The organism is Pedobacter sp. R-06 (genome assembly GCF_049913135.1).
Classification (GTDB): Bacteria; Bacteroidota; Bacteroidia; order Sphingobacteriales; family Sphingobacteriaceae; genus Pedobacter.
This window is the reverse complement of the sequence record NZ_CP183977.1, coordinates 2,973,582-2,993,215: the sequence shown is the minus strand read 5'-3', so window position 1 is coordinate 2,993,215 and position 19,634 is coordinate 2,973,582. Positions and strand designations below refer to the sequence as shown.

Below are 19,634 nucleotides of genomic sequence, written 5' to 3'. Positions count from 1 at the left end.
TAATTTTCAACTTAGCGTTTGGCGATTTGCGTAAAGCGTTTGGCGATTAACCTTCTACCTTAAGCCTTTCTTAGTGTTCCGCCCACTCAATTTTACTCAGGTCAATTCCTTCTTTAAACATTTCCCAAAGTGGAGAAAGTTCTCTTAAGTGATTAACCGCTTTTTGAGTAACTTCAATAGCTTGATCGATCTCTGCTTCTGTAGTGAACCTTCCTAAACCATAACGGATAGAAGAGTGTGCTAAATCATCCGATAAACCTAAGCTTTTTAAAACGTATGATGGTTCTAAAGAAGCTGAAGTACAAGCCGATCCTGAAGATACAGCTAAATCACTCATTGCCATCATTAAACCTTCACCTTCAACATATTTGAAAGAGATATTGGCTACGTGTGGTAAACGATGCTGTGTATTACCATTAACATAACTCTCTTCCATTTTGTTCAAAGTAGTTTCTAATTTATCACGTAAAGCAGCTAAACGAACAGATTCGCTTTCCATTTCCAGACGACAAAGTTCGCAGGCTTTACCTAAACCAACAATACCAGGAACGTTTAACGTACCCGAACGCATTCCGCGCTCGTGGCCACCACCGTCCATTTGTGCAGTAACTTTAACTCTTGGGTTTTTACGGCGAACGTAAAGTACACCAACACCTTTCGGGCCATACATTTTGTGTGCCGAGAAAGCCATTAAGTCAATACCATCAGCATTTACATCAACCGGAATTTTACCAACTGCCTGCGTAGCATCAGTCATAAATAAAGCACCATGTTTGTGTGCAATTGCTGCAATTTCTTTAATCGGTTGAATTACACCGATTTCGTTGTTGCCATACATAATCGAAACCAAAATAGTTTCAGGAGTCATAGCAGCTTCTAATTCAGCTAAATCAATTAAACCGTCTTCTTTAACGCCTAAATAAGTTACACGTGCACCATTTTTCTCCAGGTGTTTGCAAGTATCTAAAACCGCTTTATGTTCAGTAACCGCAGTTATAATGTGGTTACCTTTTTCTTTGTACATTTCAAATACACCTTTAATAGCCAGGTTATCGGCTTCAGTAGCACCTGATGTAAAAATAATTTCTTTTTCAGTACAGCCGATTAGTTTGGCTACCTGCTCACGGGCATAATCTACACCCTCTTCAGCCACCCAGCCAAACGCGTGATTACGACTTGCGGCATTTCCAAATTTCTCTGTAAAGTAAGGTAGCATTGCTTCCAACACCCTTGGATCTAGCGGGGTGGTTGCATTATTATCTAAATATATCGGCTGTTTCATCTCTATTCTGTTAATTATAACACAAAGATACGAAAAAACTTATTTAACAATTATAAATAATAGCTATGACCTTATAGAGAAAAGCCGCATTTTTACATTCACTTAACCTTATAATCTATGAATAAGATAGAACACATCGGCATCGCGGTAAAAGACCTTAACAGTTCCATAGCTATTTATCAGAAACTATTGGATACCGATTGCTATAAAACTGAGCAAGTTGCATCCGAATTTGTAAATACGGCATTCTTTAAAACTGGCGAAAACAAGGTAGAACTGCTGCAGGCTACTGCTCCAGATAGTGCAATTGCTAAATTTATCGAAAAAAAAGGGGAGGGAATTCATCATATCGCTTTTCTGGTTGATGATATCCTGGCAGAAATGGAACGTCTGCACAAAGAAGGTTTTGTGCTGCTCAGCGATTCTCCAAAAAAGGGTGCAGATAATAAAATGGTGTGTTTTGTTCATCCAAAAGATACCAATGGTGTGCTGATCGAGATCTGCCAGGAAATTAAATGGATTTAAAAGGATAGAAGACGGAGTTTAGTTTTTCGATGCCGTCATCCTCGCGCATGCGGAGATCTTAAAGCGGTTAATAACTTCATTGTAATTTTGAAAACGAAACGTCTTGTATTCCATAGCCTCTTCAGTCCTGCTAACCGCTATAGTCCCGATGAAGGATCGGGAGCTGCCGCTTTTATCAGGTTTATTTAAATTGGGCTGTGGTTCCTGGGTAGAAACAAATCGCATAAAAAAGGTAATCATAAAGCCCTGATCCTAAAATCCTGTAATCTCAAAAATCCTATTCTATGTCATTAATTAGTATCATCAACAAAGATTTCGATATACCAGATGATCTTTCTGAGAATCAGTTGCGGGATGCAATGGTAGATGCCTTTGCTTATTTAATCGATAACGACTTCCCTAAACTGATCCAGATCTTGTATAAAGCCGATGTAGATCAATATAAATTAAAGGAACTGCTGGAAACGGTTGAAGGCACAAGCTCGGCTGAAGTAATTGCTGATGCTTATATCGCCCGCCAAATGGCTAAAATAGAAACCTGGAAAAAATACAGTCAAAAGAAGGATTAGGAGTGAAAGCTTATTCTTGCGAAGGATTAAAACGGTTGTACATATCCATATCAAAAAACGAAATGGAATTGATCTTATCCGCTTTTAGTACGAGGTCGGTTTTTAACTCATCTGTATTTGCAACCGAGCCATCTTCAATATAACTGGCATAAACCGTTAAATACTGGGTGGTAAAAACCAGTTCTTTATCGTCAACCTTGCGGTAGCCGCTAAAGGCAGGGCTAATGCGGATATAACTTGTAGTAAAGGGTTTTGGCAGCTCTTTAACCCAGCCAATGTAAAATTTACCGCTATCCATGGTAAACTGCAAAAGGTGGGCATCGAAAAAGGACGAACTCAGTAGAAGCTCAAATTCATTTCCCGAAGTAACAATTGCCCTTTTTATTGCTTTAAGGCGATTAATAAAAAGATTTGCGATTTCTGTTGCGCCTACCGCCACAAATAACGACATGCTGGTGGTTCCGAAATAAGGTGTATGAATGGGAAGTAATTTGCTTAGCTGCTCAACGGTTTCAGGAGAGATGGCAATTAATAATCCTCTTAATAAAAAGCATACACCTAAAAGCAGGATGCCTGCAAAAGCAGAATTTAACAATACACGTTGGCTTTCTAGCCGATATTGTACATATCGAAGGTATCTGAACCTGATAAGAATATAGTAGCCGCCTACAAGAGGAAATAAGAGCAGGTTAAAAGGCATCTATATTGGCTATTTCTTGTTTTTATCCTTTTCTATCTTTTTGAAAATACTCGATTCCATTAAAGCGCCCACCATTTGTCTGATCCTTGGCTGTGCAAAGAAATCGGGGCTTTTAATGTAGAGCTTTCCACTACTGTTAGAATGGATAATTCCATCAAACTCGCTATCTTTTCTCATATATCAAATTTACACATATTTTTTAAATATCTGAAAAACAATATGCAGTCCAAAAAAGTTTAGGTTTGCTGCATTATATGTGGATGGAGCAATCGTTTTACAATAAACATTGTTTAAAACAGTTTTACTAAAGCAGATGCCAAAAATCTTATAATTAAAATTTTAATTTAGGCTTGTAAATCAAAAATAAAATTAAGATATTTGCATCCTCTAAAATAGAGGTAGAAAGACTAATAGGAAATGTCATAAGCGTTGTTGCCAGCAAATTGCAAAAATGTTCTTGATGCTTTCACACAAATAACTAAAAATAATATTCAAATGAAAAAAGATTTGCACCCAACAAGCTACAGACCAGTTGTTTTTAAAGACATGTCTAACGAATATGCTTTCTTAACAAAATCTTGCGTAGATACTAAAGAAACAATTAAATGGGAAGATGGTAATGAGTATCCTCTTTATAAATTAGAGATTTCTCACACTTCTCATCCTTTTTATACTGGTAAAATGAAATTGGTTGATACAGCAGGACGTATCGATAAATTCAAAAACCGTTACGCTAAGAAATAATTTTAGCAACAAAAAAGCATTTTTTGAAGTCCCTTTGCCAAAAGCATCGGGACTTTTTTTATTTTTGTTGCTTATGACAATCAATCTTTTTGATGATTCTTGCTGGGCATCTCTCCGTCCGCTTACGTTTACCAGGCCTGTGGCCGATTTACGCATTGGTATTTTAACCATTGCCGAGAAATGGGCTAAATATTTAAAAGCCGATTTTGGCTTTCATACTCAAGATTACCTCTCTGTAAAATTTGCGCCAAAACCCAATGCCGATTTATTTATAAACGGTTCTGTTTGTCCGGATGAAGCTTTGCTAAACGCCGTAGATAAACTTAAAGCAGGTGAAGTGCTTTACAAAAGAGATGTCATAATCGCATATATCGCAGATCAGCATGATTTAGCATCTGTTAAATCATTAAGACCGGTTGAATATAAAAGTGATTTTATACAGATTGTTTATCCAGAACATATTTTTGGGAATAATCCTGGCGAGATCAGAAAAGATTTTAAATTATTGACCGAAGGACGCAGCTCAGCAAAGATAAGTAGTACCAACCAGTTGCTCGGTGATGATATTTTTCTTGAAGAAGGCGCCAAAGCTGAGTGCAGCGTTTTTAATACTACGTATGGCCCAATTTATATCGGTAAGAATGCTGAGGTTTGGGAAGGTTCTTTAATAAGGGGATCCTTTGCACTTTGTGATAACTCCTCTATAAAAATGGGGGCCAAAATATATTCAGGTACTACCATAGGTCCGAATAGCCGTGCAGGAGGCGAAATTAACAATTCGGTAATCTGGGGCAATTCGGCCAAGGGCCATGAGGGTTATTTGGGCAATTCGGTAATGGGCGAGTGGTGCAATATAGGTGCCGATACCAACAACTCGAATTTGAAAAATAACTATGCCGAAGTAAAACTTTACGATTACGAAAGTAAAAAAATGCGTAATACTAACCTGCAGTTTTGTGGTTTAATTATGGCCGATCACGCTAAATCGGGCATAAATACCATGTTTAACACGGGGAGTGTGGTTGGTATTGGAGCCAATGTTTTTGGTGCAGGCTTCCCTCCAAACCATATACCGGATTTTAGCTGGGGAGGTGCCAGCGGTTTCGATATCTATAAGTTAAACAAAATGTTCGAAACAACCGAAAAGGTATTTGCCCGGAAAAATATAACTTTTGATGAAGTAGAAAAGGATATTATTACTAAAGTATTTGAATTAACTGAATCGTATAGACGATTTTAATATAAAACCCGATCTGGAAAGATCAACCAAGCATTAAATAATACAAAATGAGAAAAAAGATTGTTGCCGGTAACTGGAAAATGAATTTAGATTATAACGAAGGTGTTTCGTTATTCAGCGAAATCGTAAATATGGTTAAAGATGAGCGCAAAGGCGATCAGCTGGCTATTATTTGCTCGCCGTTTATTCACTTAAACAGCTTGGCAAAATTGGGTGGTAACGATGTTAAAATTGGCGCTCAAAATATTAGTGATAAAGAAAGTGGTGCATATACAGGCGAAACCTCAGCTAAAATGGTGAAATCTGTTGGTGCAGAATATGTTATTTTAGGTCACTCAGAACGCAGACAATATTTCGCTGAAAGCGATGCTTTATTAGCTGAAAAAACTAAAGTTGCTTTGGCGAATGGCCTAACACCAATTTTCTGTATCGGCGAAACTTTAGACGAGCGTAACAACGGCAGCTATTATGAAGTACTAAAAAAACAATTGGTAGAAGGTATTTTTAGTTTAACTGAAGAAGACTTTAAGAAATTGGTTATTGCTTACGAGCCAGTTTGGGCTATCGGTACAGGTTTAACTGCTTCTCCAGAGCAAGCGCAAGATATCCATGCTTTTATCCGCAGTGAAATTCAAGCCAACTATGGTTTTAACGTGGCTGATGATACAACTATTTTATACGGTGGTAGCTGTAACCCGAGTAACGCTGCAAGCTTATTTTCTCAAAACGATATTGATGGCGGCCTAATTGGTGGTGCATCATTAAAATCACGCGATTTTACAGATATTATTAAAGCATTAAATAGCTAAATGCAATACACAAAAGCAATATTTACATTCAAAAGTATCGAAGATTATCAACAGGATCTGCTCATCAGCGATCTTGCCGATTTAGGCTTCGATACTTTCGAAGATAGTGAGGGTGGTTTTACGGCTTTCGTAATCAAAGACAATTTTAACGAGCAGGAATTAAAAGGGCTCTTGGCAAATTATAGTGAAGAATTTGCAACAGCATATACTTTAGAAGATGTTGCCGACGAAAACTGGAATGCCGAATGGGAGAAAAATTTTAGTCCGCTGATTATTGATGATGTATGTTATGTAAGGGCAACCTTTCATGAGCCTCAGCCATCGTATCCGTACGAGATCGTAATCGATCCTAAAATGGCCTTTGGTACTGGTCATCATCAAACAACCACAATGGTAATGCAGTATATTTTAGCTGCCGATTTAAAGGATAAAAATATCCTTGATATGGGCTGTGGCACTGGGATTTTGGCTATTCTGGCTGCAAAACTGGGTGCTAAAAGCTTAATGGCCATCGATTATGATGATATCTGTTACGAAAGTACCATAGAAAATGCTTCACTTAACCAGGTAGATAATCTAAAGGCGCTTTGCGGTAGTAAAGAGGTTATTCCTAACGAAGAATATGATGTTATTTTTGCCAATATCAATCGAAATATCCTGCTTGATCAGATTCACCGTTACGCCGAGGTGTTGAAAGCTGGAGGCAAAATTTTCTTCAGCGGATTTTATTTAGATCCTGATTTAGGAATGATTACTGCTGAATGTGCTAAATACGGCATCAAATACATCGATCATAAACAAAATGGCGATTGGGTTGCGGCTCAGTTTGAAAAGAAGGTAGAAGGTTAAAGGCTTAAGGCAAGGGGGAAAGGGTGATTTGTTCTCCAGCCTTTTGTCTCAAATCTCATATCTCCTGTCTGAAATCTAAAATAATAAATATGCGCATACATTTTATTGCGATTGGTGGAAGTGCAATGCACAATCTGGCCATCGCCTTACATAAAAAAGGGTATCAAATTTCGGGATCTGATGATGTGATTTTCGAGCCTGCAAAATCCCGTTTAGATAAATATGGGCTATTGCCTGCTGAAATGGGTTGGGATGAAAACCGCATTTCAAACAATCTGGATGCTGTAATTTTGGGCATGCACGCCCGGATCGATAATCCAGAGTTATTGAAAGCACAAGAATTAGGCGTTAAAATCTATTCTTATCCTGAATACATTTACGAGCAAAGTAAAAATAAATTACGTGTAGTCATTGGCGGTAGTCATGGTAAAACAACTATCACTAGTATGATTTTGCATGTGCTTAATTACTATAAACGCGATTTCGATTATTTGGTTGGTGCGCAGCTGGCCGGCTTCGAAACCATGGTAAAGGTTACCGAAGAAGCACCGGTAATGATTATAGAAGGAGATGAGTATTTATCTTCACCGATTGATAGAAGACCTAAATTTCATCTTTATAAGGCAAATGTGGCTGTAATTAGTGGTATTGCATGGGATCACATCAACGTTTTTCCAACCTATGCCGATTATACTTCGCAGTTTGATAAATTTATCGATACGATTGAGGATAACGGAACTTTGATTTATTGTGAAGCAGATGCTGATTTAAATGAAATTGTAACACAATCAAAAGCTAATGTTACCAAAATTGCTTATGCTATTCCTGCGCATGAAATCAGAAATGGAATAACGTACTTGCTTCCACAAGAAACAGCTTTAAAGATATTTGGTGATCACAACCTGATGAACCTGAATGCAGCTAAATTGGTATGCGAACAATTGGAAATCAGTGAAGCTGAGTTTGATATAGCTATTTCTTCATTTACTGGTGCCGCTAAACGTTTAGAGGTCATCTCAGCTGACGAATCTACAAACGTTTATAAAGATTTTGCGCATTCACCATCAAAATTAAAAGCTACTATCGATGCTGTTAAAGGACAGTTTGCCAACCGAAAACTGGTTGCTTGTATCGAATTGCATACTTTTAGCAGTTTGAACAAGGATTTCCTGAAAGAATATACAGGTGCTATGGATAAAGCCGATGAGGCAATTGTATTTATCGATATTAAATCTTTCGAACAAAAGCGGATGGAACCTTTTTCTGAAGACGATGTTCAGCAGGCTTTTGCTAATCCAAAACTGAAATTTTTTAATGATGCAGCAAAATTAAAAGCTTATTTGTTAAGCTTGAATTATAAAAACGCTAATCTACTCATGATGAGCTCTGGTAATTACGCAGGTTTCGATTTACCGGAACTGGCAGCTGCTCTAGAAAAGTGAGCCTGAGACATGAGATTTGAGACGAATCCATTTGCTCAGATCTCATGTCTTTGGTGCATCTCTTGATATGTGCGCGTCATATCTTAAATCTAGTATCTCATATCTGAAAAATTATGAAAAGTATCGGAGATCACATTAAGCAAAGCAGGCTGGCTTTGGGTTTAAGTCAGGCCGATGCTGCTAAAAAGCTAAATATTTCTACTCCGGCCTTTTGTAAAATTGAGACGGGCCAAACCGATCTCAATATCTCCCGGTTACTCCAGATTTCCAAAACATTTAAGGTTCCGGTAATGCAGCTGATCGCCGGACAATCAGCAACACCAGACTCCTCAGAAGAACTCGTTGCACTTAAAAAAGAACTGATTGAAAAAGAAGAGGAGCTTAATAAGCTCCGTAAAAAAGTGATCGATCTGTATGATAAACTAGGGATATAAAATGCGGTTTATTTATTTTTGTACCGACTAATTATCATTTAAAAATTATAATAAAGAATAAAATTCATTTTTAATTAAAATATTTTGAATTTTATTCTTAAAATTTATAGTTTTATAGAATGGTAATCGAAAACAATTTTAGTTTGGATCATATCGATCTGGCTATACTCAGACTTATGCAGGATAATGCGCGGATCTCGAATGTAGATTTAGCGAAAGCGTTAGACCTGGTTCCTTCAGCAGTATTGGAACGGGTAAAGAAATTGGAAAAGAAGAATATAATTACCCAATATAATGCCCGGATAAATCCTGTTGCACTCGATTTAAAATTACTTGCCTTTATTTCAATGAAATCATCTCAAAGTTTGGGCTGTAGTGATACCGCAAACGAACTGGCAAAAATACCTGATGTGCAAGAAGTACACGTAATTGCAGGCGATGATTGCTTTCTGATTAAGGTGAGGACAGCAGATTCTGCCTCGTTGATGGCTTTACTGCGGGATGAATTTAGCAAGATTCCGAATATTTTATCGGTTAAAACCACGATTGTGCTGGAGACCGTGAAAGAACAACAAAAATTAGTAATCCCTGAAAAATAAGCATATGTCAAATTTAAATAAAACAGCATCTCCAGTAATGGTTTACCTCGCATTTGCTATCGTATACATCGTTTGGGGCTCTACCTACTTTTTTATCCAAAAAGCATTGGCTGGTTTCCCGCCTTTTATTTTAGGCGCTTTCCGTTTTTCTATTGCGGGAGTGCTGATGTTAGGCTGGTGCAAGATTAAGGGAGAAGATATTTTTAACCTAAAAACCATCAAAATTGCTGCAGTAAGCGGTATTTTAATGTTGGGTTTGGGCAATGGAATCGTAATTTGGGTAGAGCAGTTTATTCCAAGTGGTTTAGTGGCTATTATGGTTGCCTCAGCAGCAATATGGTTCGTTATTTTAGATAAATCGCATTGGAAAGAAAACCTGAGCAATAAGTATATTGTATCAGGTTTAGTAATCGGCTTTTTAGGTGTGGTGCTCTTGTTTGGGGGCCAGATTGTACAAGTGCTTGATAAACCACAAAGTAATCTGCAGATTGTAGGTATGGTATTACTTGTTTTCGGACCAATAGCCTGGGCTGGGGGATCACTTTATTCGAAATATCATCCCACTACTGGTAGTTCGGTTTCTGTTAATACAGGCTGGCAGATGTTGATGGCCAGTTTGGCTTTTTTGCCTGGAGGATTTTTCAAATCTGAGTTTAAATTGCTCGATTGGGGAAGCATATCGCTTGATGCCTGGTTATCTATCGTTTACCTTATTCTGTTTGGTTCAATTGCAGCATTTAGTGCTTATGTATGGCTGCTTAAAGTACGTCCGGCTACGCAAGTGAGCACTTATGCTTATGTAAACCCGGTAGTAGCTGTTTTGTTAAGTTTAACTTTTACCAACGAAGTAATCGGCCTTACCCAGATTATTGGTTTGGTGATTATTTTGGGGAGTGTACTCTTGATAAATTTGCCGAAATATAAAAGCGCAGGCTAAGTTCTCGGTAAAATCGTCATTGCGAGAAGGAATGACGAAGCAATCTTTTGATTAGATAAATACTACCGAATTAAGATTGCTTCCCCGAAAGGTCGGGACAGGCTGTCGGCTGAAAAAGCCTTCTCGCAATGACGATTAATTTAAAAGATTTTGCGCATGGTAAGGTGCTTTTTACCAAAGGTAGCACCGGTGGCTTTATGGATCGCAATCATCTGTTCGTTAAAATCGCCTACCCAACTCAATTCAAGTTCTTTGTACTGGTTTTTAGGAAGTACGTATTCGCCTAAGCGGATAAAAAGAACCGACTCCAAGCCATGTTTTTGGAACTTAGGTTTGGTACCCATTACAATTGCCCTCATGCGGGTAACGCCAACCCAACGACGGTAGGCGAACTTTAATTTTTCAATCAGGCCCAGTTTACCATCAAAACCTTTTATCATCTGGTTCGCATCGGGAATCAATACTACAAAAGATGCTGGTTCGCCATTAAAGTAGGCAAACTGGATCAAATGTTCATCCATAATGGGTTCCATACTTTTAAAGCTTTCTTCGAGCGTTTCCTTTTTAATAGGCACAAAGTTTTCAAAATCCTGCCAGCCATCATTGTAGATTTCCATTAAATCATTAATGTATTTGCTCGAATTGGCCTTGCTGAAATATTCGAAAGTATAACCTGGTTTATTTCTTACCCAGTTGGCAATTTTTGTAAAACGTTCTGGGAAGGGGATGGTTAAGTTAATATGGTTAGTTAATTGTTCGTATTCAGTAATGAAGCCATATTTCTCGAAAAATTTCTGATAATATGGAAAGTTATAGTTCATGCCGAAAGAAGGGGGGGTAAAGCCCTCAACCAATAGGCCCCAGAAGCTATCGTTTTCGCCAAAATTAATCGGTCCGTCCATTGCCTTCATTCCGTTTTCGGCCAACCAGTTTTTAGCTGTATCGAACAAAAGAAAGGCAGCTTTTTCATCATCAATGCATTCAAAAAATCCCATACCACCGGTTGGTTGATCATAGTGGTAGGCTTTTTTCTCATTAATAAAAGCAGCTACACGGCCAATCAGTTTTCCTGCATCATCTTTTAAAACCCAACGTGTACATTTTCCATGTGCAAAAAAGGTGTTTTTTTCTGGGTTAAAAACATTTTCAACCTCACTATCCAATGGACAGATCCAGTTTTTGTCGTTTTTATATAGGATTTTGGGAGTGTTTAGAAAGTCTTTTTTTAGTGATGAATTGCTTACTGATATAACTTGCATGGGCAGATTTTAAAATTAAAAAGCATCCTACCAAGCGGGCGGATGCTTTTTCAAATATATGTTTTTTAAATACTAATAGTCGTCGTCGTCATCGTCGAAATTATCGAAGTTGTCAAGATCATCTAATGGCATATCAAAATCATCATCATCATCATCTTGAGGCTTCTTTTTCGTTGTTTGAATATCGTCATCTTCAAGATCATCATCTTCGTCTACCTGTTTCTTGGTAGTCGGCTTAGTTGGGAGTTTCTTTGGCGCTTTCATAACACAAAAATAAAAATTGCTTTTATAGTTTAAAAATACAAAAAAACTTTTTTTAATAACAATCTGGAAGCAAAGAAATTAATTTATTTATTCCACATTTTCTCCAACGGTATTTTCCTCTTTTACGAGGTCTTTTAATTGAGGAAGCTGATTTAGGTTATTTAAACCAAAATAATCCATAAATAATGTGCTTGTGCTGTATAGGATAGGTCGGCCGGGCGTTTCTGCTTTTCCATCGATACTAATTAGTTCTTTTTCCAGCAGGCGTTGCACTGAATAATCTGAATTTACACCTCTAATCTGTTCGATTTCCAATTTGGTTATCGGTTGGCGGTAGGCAATAATGGCAAGCGTTTCCATCGCGGCCTGACTTAATTTTTTCTTCGAGCGGTGTAACTGAAGTTGATTAACCGTTTCATGGTAATCTTTTTTGGTGAGAAACTGGTAACCATTGTTTAAGAATACCAATTCAATAGCAAAATCATCATGGCCATATTTTTCCTTAATCTGCTCTATGCTTTCGAATATTTGCGTTTCGGTAAATTCTTCGTTAAAAACGGCATTTAGGGCAAGTATAATTTCTTGTGTACCTATGCTTTGGCTGGAAGAAAATACGAGTGCTTCGATGTGCCTGGTGATGTTGTGATTGAGCATATACAAAAATAGAATTTTTGGGCATAAAAAAAGCGGTCTCGCTTTTAAAAACAAGACCGCTTTCAACACACAAATGAAACCTGAATTAAGATATAGTTTTAGGTTAGGTTATTAAATATCTATATCAATTCTATAAGAACGTCTTTGATAAACACTATCGTTTATTTCTAACACAAGTTTAAGGCTAAACAGGGTTCGATCAAGATTCTATTTAGTGAGTGGTATTAATAATTGAGTAAACGGTAAATTTTCTATTTTAACGGTATAGAAATGGATACTGTTGTGCCATTTGTGGTATTCTGACTAACGTTTAAGTGTATAGGTTTTGCTCCAATCTGACCTAAAAGGTGCAATCTTTCTTTGGTTAACTGCATTCCTTTACTAATGTGTGTTTCCTTTTTATCCTTTAAAGAGTTGTCAATTCCAATCCCATCATCGATAATTTCGATGTTAAGATAGAATTCATCTTTCAGTTTAATGTTGATCAGGATTTCGCCACCTGTTTCTTTTGGCATAATGCCATGCCATATTGCATTTTCTACGTAAGGTTGCAACAACATAGATGGGATAAAAGTTTCTTCTTTATCAATTTCTTCATCAATATTAAAAATGTATTTTAATTTATCGCCGAAACGGTTCTTCTCTAGTTTTAAATAAAGATTTAAGTATTCTAGTTCTTCTTCTAAAGAGATGTAGCTTTTGGTACAGATCTCCAGGTTCTTTCTGATCAATCTGGCAAAGCCCGTTAAAACCTTATTTGCCGAAGCCGTGTTTTGCGTATTAATATAATGCTGAATCGAATTCATTACGTTGAAGACAAAGTGTGGATTCATCATCGCCTGTAAGGCTTGTTGCTCAAGCATCAGCACTTTGTTTTTTAACAACAATTGTTCTTGCTCTTTATCTTTTTGCTTGCGGGTGATATAAACAGCCACTTTATAAAAAATATAGGCTACCAGCAATATCAAAATAGATAGGAACCATAAGCTTTGCCAAAAATGCTTTTTAATGGTAAAAGCTATTTTTGCAGATTCGCCCCAATTCCCATTTTGGCTTTTGGCACTTACCTCAAATATGTAATCGCCCGATTGTAATGAAGAAAAATCTAACCGCCTTGTGCGGGTTTCTACCCAAGCTGAGTTTTCATTTAAACGGTAACGATAAGTGATGTCACTCGTGGTAAAATCGACTGCACTAAAGGTAAATAGAATGGTATTGTTACCAGTTTCGAAAGTAAAATTACCTTGATCAACCGGCAAACGCTCATTATCTTTAATAATAGAAGTAACGTAAACCTTAGGAAGATTCTTGATTATGTTTTTATTGTTGTACTTAAATAAGATAAGGCCTTTGTTCGTTGCAAAATAGGCCGTGCTATCATCAATAAACAAACTGTTAATGTCATCGCTTAAAAGATCCTTACCATAGTCGAAATTGGTCACGGTGAACTGATTAGGATAATCGGCTATTTTGTTTACACCTTTATTTGTTAGTACCCATATTTCGTTGTTTTTTACAAATATTTTGGTGCAGATATTATTGGTTAGGCCATCTTTTTGGGTAATCTGTCGCGTAATCTGCCTGTTCTTGTAAAAAATTAAACCATAACCATCTGTTGCCAAAATCAAAGTGCCGTCTGCAAGTTGCTGAATATCATTTATCCTTTTGGTAAGTAAGGGATGATTTTCATAATGTTTAATTAATTTCCCCTTCGAAAATTGAGACAGACCATTAATATTCGAAAACCATAGATTCCCTTCGCTGTCGTAAAAAACGTGGTAAGATCTGTCTTTAAAAAAATCTTCTTTTTCTCGGTACTTTGCGGCATTAAACTCAAATTTGTTTCTTCTATCCGATAAAAAAACAACACCCGACGAAAGGGCTAATGCCAGGTGGTCGTTATTCTTGCCAATGCTAAAATGTTTGATTACAAACATTGAATTATTCGATTCTTTTAGATACTTTACCTCATTCCTGCTGTTATAGATGTTTTTGAAAACACCCATTCCATAATCTGATGCAAAATATATAGATTGATCTTTTGGGTCGAAAGTAACCTGTTTAATGGTTTTGTATTTTTTGAAATCGTCTAAACCAATTTCATCAACCTGATAATTGTTAATGGTTAACACATCGATTACGGCATCATCGGTGCCCAGCCACAAGCGGTTTTTTCCATCTTTCGTAATGCTTTTAATTACATTGCTGCTCAGTCCTGATTCGGCATCAATGATGGATAAGCGGTTATTTGCGTTAGGAAGCATATAGATACCTTGATTAGTGGCAAACCACATGTTTTGATTACTGTCTTTAATTACTTGATTAACAGGTATGTCCTGTAGGTATTGGACTGTTTTTCCGCTTTTATCAAGGACAAAGGCTCCATTTGCATTCGACAACCAAACCTCTTTTGAAGTAACATCATAGTAAAAATATCCCGACATGTTTTTGATCAGATTCTGAGGAATCGATATGAGATCGTTGATACTGCCATGTCTATATTGTTTTAAGCCGCCAGCATCTAGATAAAATAAAGATCTGTGCGTAGAATTGACAGCAGTCATGTAGGAGAGGGGCTGCACTTTTGATTTGACCATCGAAAAAGTTTTTCCGTCAAACCTTTGAACGCTTAAGTCGCTGTAGGCAAATATATTTCCCTGCTCATCTTCGTGTATAAAGGCATTGATAAATTTATCATTTGGATTAGGCGAAATGTACTTTTTGATCGTTTTTCCGTCCCAGCAAACAATCAGGTTAGCATTGGTTCCGAGCCAAATTCGGCCCAGTTTATCTACTAAAAAGGAAACAATTACCGTATTAAAGTTTAGCTTTTTAAGCAGTTCGTCATTATCCTGGTTGTAAAACTTCCCTTCTTTTAAGTAGCTGAGCTGACCGTTTAGGGCAAAAAACCACAATCGGCCATCTTTGTCTTCTTTCATCTGAAGGATCTGGGTATCTGGAAGTCCATCTTCGATCGTAAAATTCTGGAAATTTGTACCATCGAAACGGCTCAATCCATTATCCGTTGCAATCCAGATAAAGCCTTTTTTATCCTGTAGAATGTAATAACAGTTGTTGCTGGCCAGCCCATTTTTAGTATTATAATGGGGGAGGTAAGTGGTTTGAGCAAGCAGGGTTTTTGGAACACTAAATATAATAAGCCCGAATAAAAAAGCAATAAAAGAGCGGCCGAAGTTTAACTTCAGGATTGCTGTTTCAGCAGATAAAAGCACTTTTTTGCGTAGTTTAATGATCACTGTTCGCCTTTGTAAATAATTTTATTTTTTCAAAAAAATCGCTTGCTCTTCTTCGGGAAATATTAATACTCTCTCCATTTTTTAAGAATACCTGAAGTCCGTTTTTAGAATTATACTCTTTTAAATGGTTAAGGTTGATAATGCTCGACTTATGGATCCGTACAAATTGATCGCCAGGTAAAAGCTCTTCAAATTCCCGTAAAACTTTCGAAACCGTTATTTTATCATGGTTATTTAAGTGTACAATAGAGTAATTGCTATCGGCTTCGATATAGATGATATCATCTATATCGATCATTTTAAAACCCTGGCCATAGGGGAGGGTAAGCTTCTTGATTTCGGATCTTGAGCTTAAACTGGAAGCCAGATTGTTGATTCTTTCATCATTCTCATTCTGACCTTTAAAGCGCTTAATGTGCTGAAAAACCTTATCTACAGCTATTTTAAGCTCATCAATATCAATTGGCTTTAATAAATAATCGAGTGCGTTAGCCTTAATTGCTTTTAATGCATACTGATCATAAGCGGTAGTAAATATAACTGCTGCGTTACGCTTTTGTGCATCAGGAATCAATTCGAAACCATTGCCTCCGGGCATAGCTATATCCAGAAAAATTAAATCGATAGGATGGTGCGCCAGAATATCTTTTGCTTCCGTTACAGATCTCGCAATACCGGTAATTTCTACCTGTGGACAGTTCTGTTGCAGTAAAAAAAACAACGATGACCGGGCAAACTCCTCATCATCAACAATAATGGCTTTTAGTGTTGTCATAGCTATAGGTTGGTGAATGTATTAAAATGCGCTTATAAAAAAAAATGCAAATCAAAAAAACCAGTGTTCTGATTGTCACGTATGTATCATCAAACGAATTCAAAACCACTAAACATAGATTGCTATGAAAAAGAATGAACTAGAAACAAAAAATGAACTTCAGGAAAAAAGTTTATTTGACAAAACTGTAGGCAGAAGATCTTTTCTTCAGTATGCAGGTGCAGGCGCTGCAGGTATTGCCTTGGTAGCCGCAGGTTGTAAAAAAGATCGTGGCTACGAGAATCCTGTAATGGGAGGCGCAACCTTAGATTTTAAAGATGATTTCGGTGTATTAAATTATGCTTATGCTTTAGAACAATTAGAAGCTGCATTTTATGTAAAAGTTGCTTCTGCTCCGCCTGCAAGTTTCACGGCTGCTCAAAAGGCATACTTTCAGGATATCCAGTTCCATGAAATTGCACACAGAGAGTTTTTTAAAGCCGCTTTAGGTACAGCGGCAATCGGCAGTTTAGAAGTTGATTTTTCTTCAATTGATTTCACCAGCTCTACAAGTGTATTGGGTACAGCCATGGCTTTCGAAGATTTGGGTGTTTCTGCTTACAATGGTGCGGGACCACGACTTAAAAGTGCAACTTATTTACTGTTAGCTGGTAAAATTGTTTCAGTAGAAGCCCGCCATGCAGCGTATGTTCGTGATTTGATCTCAAATGGGACATTTGCTGATTTAAACAGCCTTTCTGCTTTAGGTGCCGATAATGCAAAAGGATTAGACGCCGCTTTAACGCCAGATAAGGTTTTAGCTGTCGCTGGAAAGTATATTAAAACCAAAATTAATGTAATCAATCTTTAATTTTTAAAATCAGAAAATCATGAATATCGTAAATATATTAGAAGAAATTGAAAAAGTTGACGGTGAAATCTATGAGAGATTAAATCCGAGAAGAGCTGCAATGAAAAGCTTTTTCAACATGGGTAAAAAAATCTCTTTGGCTGCTATGCCGCTTGCCCTAGGTTCAATGTTTCAAAAAGCATATGGACAAACAGCTTTACCTGCTGCGGTTGTTGATGTATTAAACTTTGCTTTATCGTTAGAGTATTTGGAATATCATTTTTATAATCACTGTATTGTAGGCAAAACTCCAGGATCGGCAGTAACTGATGTTACTTTTAATTTTCCTAATGCAGCCAGTCAAGCAGCCATTACTACCATTCGTGATCACGAAAAAGCACATGTTGATTTATTGGTAGGCGCTTTGGGAAGTTCTGCCCGTGCACCAATTGCATACGCAGATACCGATTTTAGAGCTGGTGGAGCATTTGCTTCAGTATATTCTGATTATAATACTTTTCTTGCTGTAGCACAGGGTTTTGAAGATACTGGAGTTAGGGCATACAAAGGCCAGGCAGGAGCTTTGTTAGGTAGTCCTGTATTGCAAACTGCTTTGCAGATCCACTCTGTTGAGGCACGCCATGCTTCGCATATCCGCCAAATGCGTACCGCTGCTGGTTCTACTGTTTATAAGCCATGGGTAAGTCTTGGCGCTTCAGGTCAGGCAAATGATTCTGGAGTTGCTGCTGTTGATGCCGTATATGCCGGAGAAGATTTAACTGTACAAGCTGGTGTAAATATCGTAGGCATAGGTAGCAATGCAGGCATAACCAAAGCTGCAGCAGTAGAAAGTTTTGATGAGCCTTTAGATAAAGCAAGTGTAGTTACCATTGCCAATTTATTTTTAAGGGACGGTAAAAAACTATAGTACATCAACCAACATATTGGCATTATTAATTAGGTAATGTTTAGTTTAAGGTAGGGAGGTAGAATTCGGTTCTGCTTCCCTTTTTGGTTAGGATTTAATTGGATGTAAGGATTTTAGGATCCAATTTTCAGCACTAAGTGATTGGAAAGCCAGGTTCTGTTTTTCAATTAGCATTAATCCCGCTTGCGCTAAAGCTTTTTAACTGCCCTTCGACTACGCTCAGGGTGACAGCTAAAAAGTATATCGCTGCAATCGGGTTTACTTATCTAGGTAATACTGAATAAATTTAAACATTCATTAATTCTATCAATCTCCAATTCAATCACTCATTAATAAGTAATTACCTGCTCTTCTAAGTGCTCAGGCAAATCCCTGTAATTGTATTTTTGTCCGCGTAACTGAGGCTCGAAACCGGCAGCTTTGATTGATTGCTGGATACCATTCGCGGTAAAGCGGTGCGGTGCGCCAGCTGCCGATACTACATTTTCTTCGATCATAATCGATCCAAAATCATTTGCACCTGCATGTAAACAAAGCTGTGCGGTTGCTTTACCAACGGTTAACCAACTGGCCTGAATGTTTTTAATATTCGGCAACATAATGCGGCTCAAGGCAATCATGCGGATATATTCATCAGCTGTTACATTGTTGCTGATGCCACGGAGTCTTTTTAATAAAGTACCGTCATCCTGGAAAGGCCATGGAATAAAAGCCAAGAATCCGTTTGCATCGGCTGGTTTTTCACTCTGAACCTGACGGATCCATACCAAATGTTCAAAACGCTCTTCGATGGTTTCTACGTGTCCAAACATCATTGTTGCTGATGTGGTAATATCTAATTGATGGCACGCACGCATTACATCAAGCCATTCCTGTCCACCGCATTTTCCTTTTGAAATTAAACGCCTTACACGGTCATTTAAAATTTCGGCACCTGCACCAGGAAGCGAATCCATTCCTGCTTCTTTTAACGCTTTTAATACTTCAGTGTGCGTCATTCCTTCCAGCTTTGCCACATGTGCAATTTCCGGTGGACCTAAAGCGTGCAATTTTAAATCAGGATATAATTCTTTTAGTTTTTTGAAAAGATCTGCATAAAAGGCTAAACCTAAATCCGGGTGGTGACCGCCCTGTAATAATAACTGATCTCCACCTAAACGGAAAGTTTCTTCAATTTTTACCTTATAGGTTTCGATATCAGTAATATAACTTTCATCATGGCCAGGCCTACGGAAAAAATTACAGAATTTACAGTTGGCAATACAAACATTGGTCGTATTTACATTACGGTCGATCTGCCAGGTTACTTTTCCACTGGGTACCTGAATTTTCCTCAACTCATTCGCTACAAACATTAACGATGCAGTATCGGCATGATGGTATAAATGTACACCTTCTTCAAGGCTCAAAAAATCGAAATGTAATGCCCGTTGCAGTAAATCGGCTGTATTCATAGTACAAAGATAAGGAAAAGGGAGGGAAGGTTGAACGTGTAAGGTTTAAGGTTTGTCAAAAAAATAACAAACACAGCTAATACA

At 37.5% G+C, this 19,634-nt stretch carries 21 protein-coding genes; 12 read left to right on the top strand and 9 right to left on the bottom strand.

Features of this window, described 5'->3' with window-relative positions:
• Positions 1-70: 70 nt before the first annotated feature.
• Positions 71-1,282: an IscS subfamily cysteine desulfurase gene (locus tag ACN9MR_RS12210; protein ID WP_426329951.1), complete on the bottom strand. Its 1,212-nt coding sequence runs from the start codon at positions 1,280-1,282 to the stop codon at positions 71-73.
• Between the two features lie 117 nt (positions 1,283-1,399).
• On the opposite strand from ACN9MR_RS12210, the gene mce reads away from it, so the two are divergent.
• A complete protein-coding gene (mce, locus tag ACN9MR_RS12205; RefSeq protein WP_426329950.1) occupies positions 1,400-1,807 on the top strand; it encodes a methylmalonyl-CoA epimerase in 408 nt (135 codons plus the stop codon).
• A 284-nt stretch (positions 1,808-2,091) separates the two neighbouring features.
• Positions 2,092-2,376, top strand: a complete 285-nt coding sequence (locus tag ACN9MR_RS12200; RefSeq protein ID WP_426329949.1) for a hypothetical protein — start codon at positions 2,092-2,094, stop codon at positions 2,374-2,376.
• Between the two features lie 10 nt (positions 2,377-2,386).
• Here ACN9MR_RS12200 and ACN9MR_RS12195 read toward each other — a convergent pair whose 3' ends face one another.
• Positions 2,387-3,076, bottom strand: a complete 690-nt coding sequence (locus ACN9MR_RS12195; protein WP_426329948.1) for a hypothetical protein — start codon at positions 3,074-3,076, stop codon at positions 2,387-2,389.
• 9 nt (positions 3,077-3,085) lie between these two features.
• Positions 3,086-3,253 (bottom strand): hypothetical protein, encoded by a 168-nt coding sequence (locus tag ACN9MR_RS12190; protein ID WP_426329947.1) that lies wholly within the window; start codon positions 3,251-3,253, stop codon positions 3,086-3,088.
• Between the two features lie 318 nt (positions 3,254-3,571).
• Between ACN9MR_RS12190 and ACN9MR_RS12185 the strand changes: the two genes are divergently transcribed.
• From ACN9MR_RS12185 to ACN9MR_RS12150, 8 genes are all read left to right on the top strand, one after another.
• A complete protein-coding gene (locus ACN9MR_RS12185) occupies positions 3,572-3,820 on the top strand; it encodes a type B 50S ribosomal protein L31 (RefSeq protein ID WP_025142617.1) in 249 nt (82 codons plus the stop codon).
• Between the two features lie 73 nt (positions 3,821-3,893).
• Positions 3,894-5,060 (top strand): putative sugar nucleotidyl transferase, encoded by a 1,167-nt coding sequence (locus tag ACN9MR_RS12180; RefSeq protein WP_426329946.1) that lies wholly within the window; start codon positions 3,894-3,896, stop codon positions 5,058-5,060.
• Positions 5,061-5,107: 47 nt separating this feature from the next.
• A complete protein-coding gene (gene tpiA, locus ACN9MR_RS12175) occupies positions 5,108-5,869 on the top strand; it encodes a triose-phosphate isomerase (protein WP_426329945.1) in 762 nt (253 codons plus the stop codon).
• Entirely contained in the window at positions 5,870-6,718 is an 849-nt protein-coding gene (prmA, locus tag ACN9MR_RS12170) for a 50S ribosomal protein L11 methyltransferase (RefSeq protein WP_426329944.1), read from the top strand. It abuts the gene before it with no gap.
• A gap of 89 nt (positions 6,719-6,807) precedes the next feature.
• The gene (locus tag ACN9MR_RS12165) at positions 6,808-8,160 is read left to right on the top strand and encodes a UDP-N-acetylmuramate--L-alanine ligase (RefSeq protein WP_426329943.1); all 1,353 of its coding nucleotides are present in this window, start codon (positions 6,808-6,810) and stop codon (positions 8,158-8,160) included.
• Between the two features lie 113 nt (positions 8,161-8,273).
• The gene (locus ACN9MR_RS12160; RefSeq protein WP_057935228.1) at positions 8,274-8,594 is read left to right on the top strand and encodes a helix-turn-helix domain-containing protein; all 321 of its coding nucleotides are present in this window, start codon (positions 8,274-8,276) and stop codon (positions 8,592-8,594) included.
• Between the two features lie 119 nt (positions 8,595-8,713).
• Positions 8,714-9,193: an Lrp/AsnC family transcriptional regulator gene (locus tag ACN9MR_RS12155; protein ID WP_426329942.1), complete on the top strand. Its 480-nt coding sequence runs from the start codon at positions 8,714-8,716 to the stop codon at positions 9,191-9,193.
• A 4-nt stretch (positions 9,194-9,197) separates the two neighbouring features.
• Positions 9,198-10,130 (top strand): EamA family transporter, encoded by a 933-nt coding sequence (locus tag ACN9MR_RS12150; RefSeq protein WP_426329941.1) that lies wholly within the window; start codon positions 9,198-9,200, stop codon positions 10,128-10,130.
• A 140-nt stretch (positions 10,131-10,270) separates the two neighbouring features.
• Here ACN9MR_RS12150 and ACN9MR_RS12145 read toward each other — a convergent pair whose 3' ends face one another.
• From ACN9MR_RS12145 to ACN9MR_RS12125, 5 genes are all read right to left on the bottom strand, one after another.
• A complete protein-coding gene (locus tag ACN9MR_RS12145) occupies positions 10,271-11,389 on the bottom strand; it encodes a GNAT family N-acetyltransferase (RefSeq protein WP_426329940.1) in 1,119 nt (372 codons plus the stop codon).
• Between the two features lie 72 nt (positions 11,390-11,461).
• Positions 11,462-11,653 (bottom strand): hypothetical protein, encoded by a 192-nt coding sequence (locus ACN9MR_RS12140; protein ID WP_057935224.1) that lies wholly within the window; start codon positions 11,651-11,653, stop codon positions 11,462-11,464.
• Between the two features lie 87 nt (positions 11,654-11,740).
• A complete protein-coding gene (gene scpB, locus ACN9MR_RS12135; RefSeq protein WP_426329939.1) occupies positions 11,741-12,307 on the bottom strand; it encodes an SMC-Scp complex subunit ScpB in 567 nt (188 codons plus the stop codon).
• 251 nt (positions 12,308-12,558) lie between these two features.
• Positions 12,559-15,564, bottom strand: a complete 3,006-nt coding sequence (locus ACN9MR_RS12130) for a ligand-binding sensor domain-containing protein (protein ID WP_426329938.1) — start codon at positions 15,562-15,564, stop codon at positions 12,559-12,561.
• Entirely contained in the window at positions 15,554-16,339 is a 786-nt protein-coding gene (locus tag ACN9MR_RS12125) for a LytR/AlgR family response regulator transcription factor (protein WP_426329937.1), read from the bottom strand. Before ACN9MR_RS12125 ends, ACN9MR_RS12130 begins: the two co-directional genes overlap by 11 nt.
• 124 nt (positions 16,340-16,463) lie before the next feature.
• Here ACN9MR_RS12125 and ACN9MR_RS12120 point away from each other — a divergent pair, with 124 nt between their 5' ends.
• Together ACN9MR_RS12120 and ACN9MR_RS12115 are read left to right on the top strand one after the other, a co-directional pair.
• Positions 16,464-17,189 (top strand): ferritin-like domain-containing protein, encoded by a 726-nt coding sequence (locus ACN9MR_RS12120; RefSeq protein ID WP_426329936.1) that lies wholly within the window; start codon positions 16,464-16,466, stop codon positions 17,187-17,189.
• A 19-nt stretch (positions 17,190-17,208) separates the two neighbouring features.
• Positions 17,209-18,096, top strand: a complete 888-nt coding sequence (locus ACN9MR_RS12115) for a ferritin-like domain-containing protein (RefSeq protein WP_426329935.1) — start codon at positions 17,209-17,211, stop codon at positions 18,094-18,096.
• Positions 18,097-18,425: 329 nt separating this feature from the next.
• Here the strand turns inward: ACN9MR_RS12115 and ACN9MR_RS12110 are convergent, their stop codons facing one another.
• Positions 18,426-19,550: a CofH family radical SAM protein gene (locus tag ACN9MR_RS12110; protein WP_116251886.1), complete on the bottom strand. Its 1,125-nt coding sequence runs from the start codon at positions 19,548-19,550 to the stop codon at positions 18,426-18,428.
• Positions 19,551-19,634: the final 84 nt, after the last annotated feature.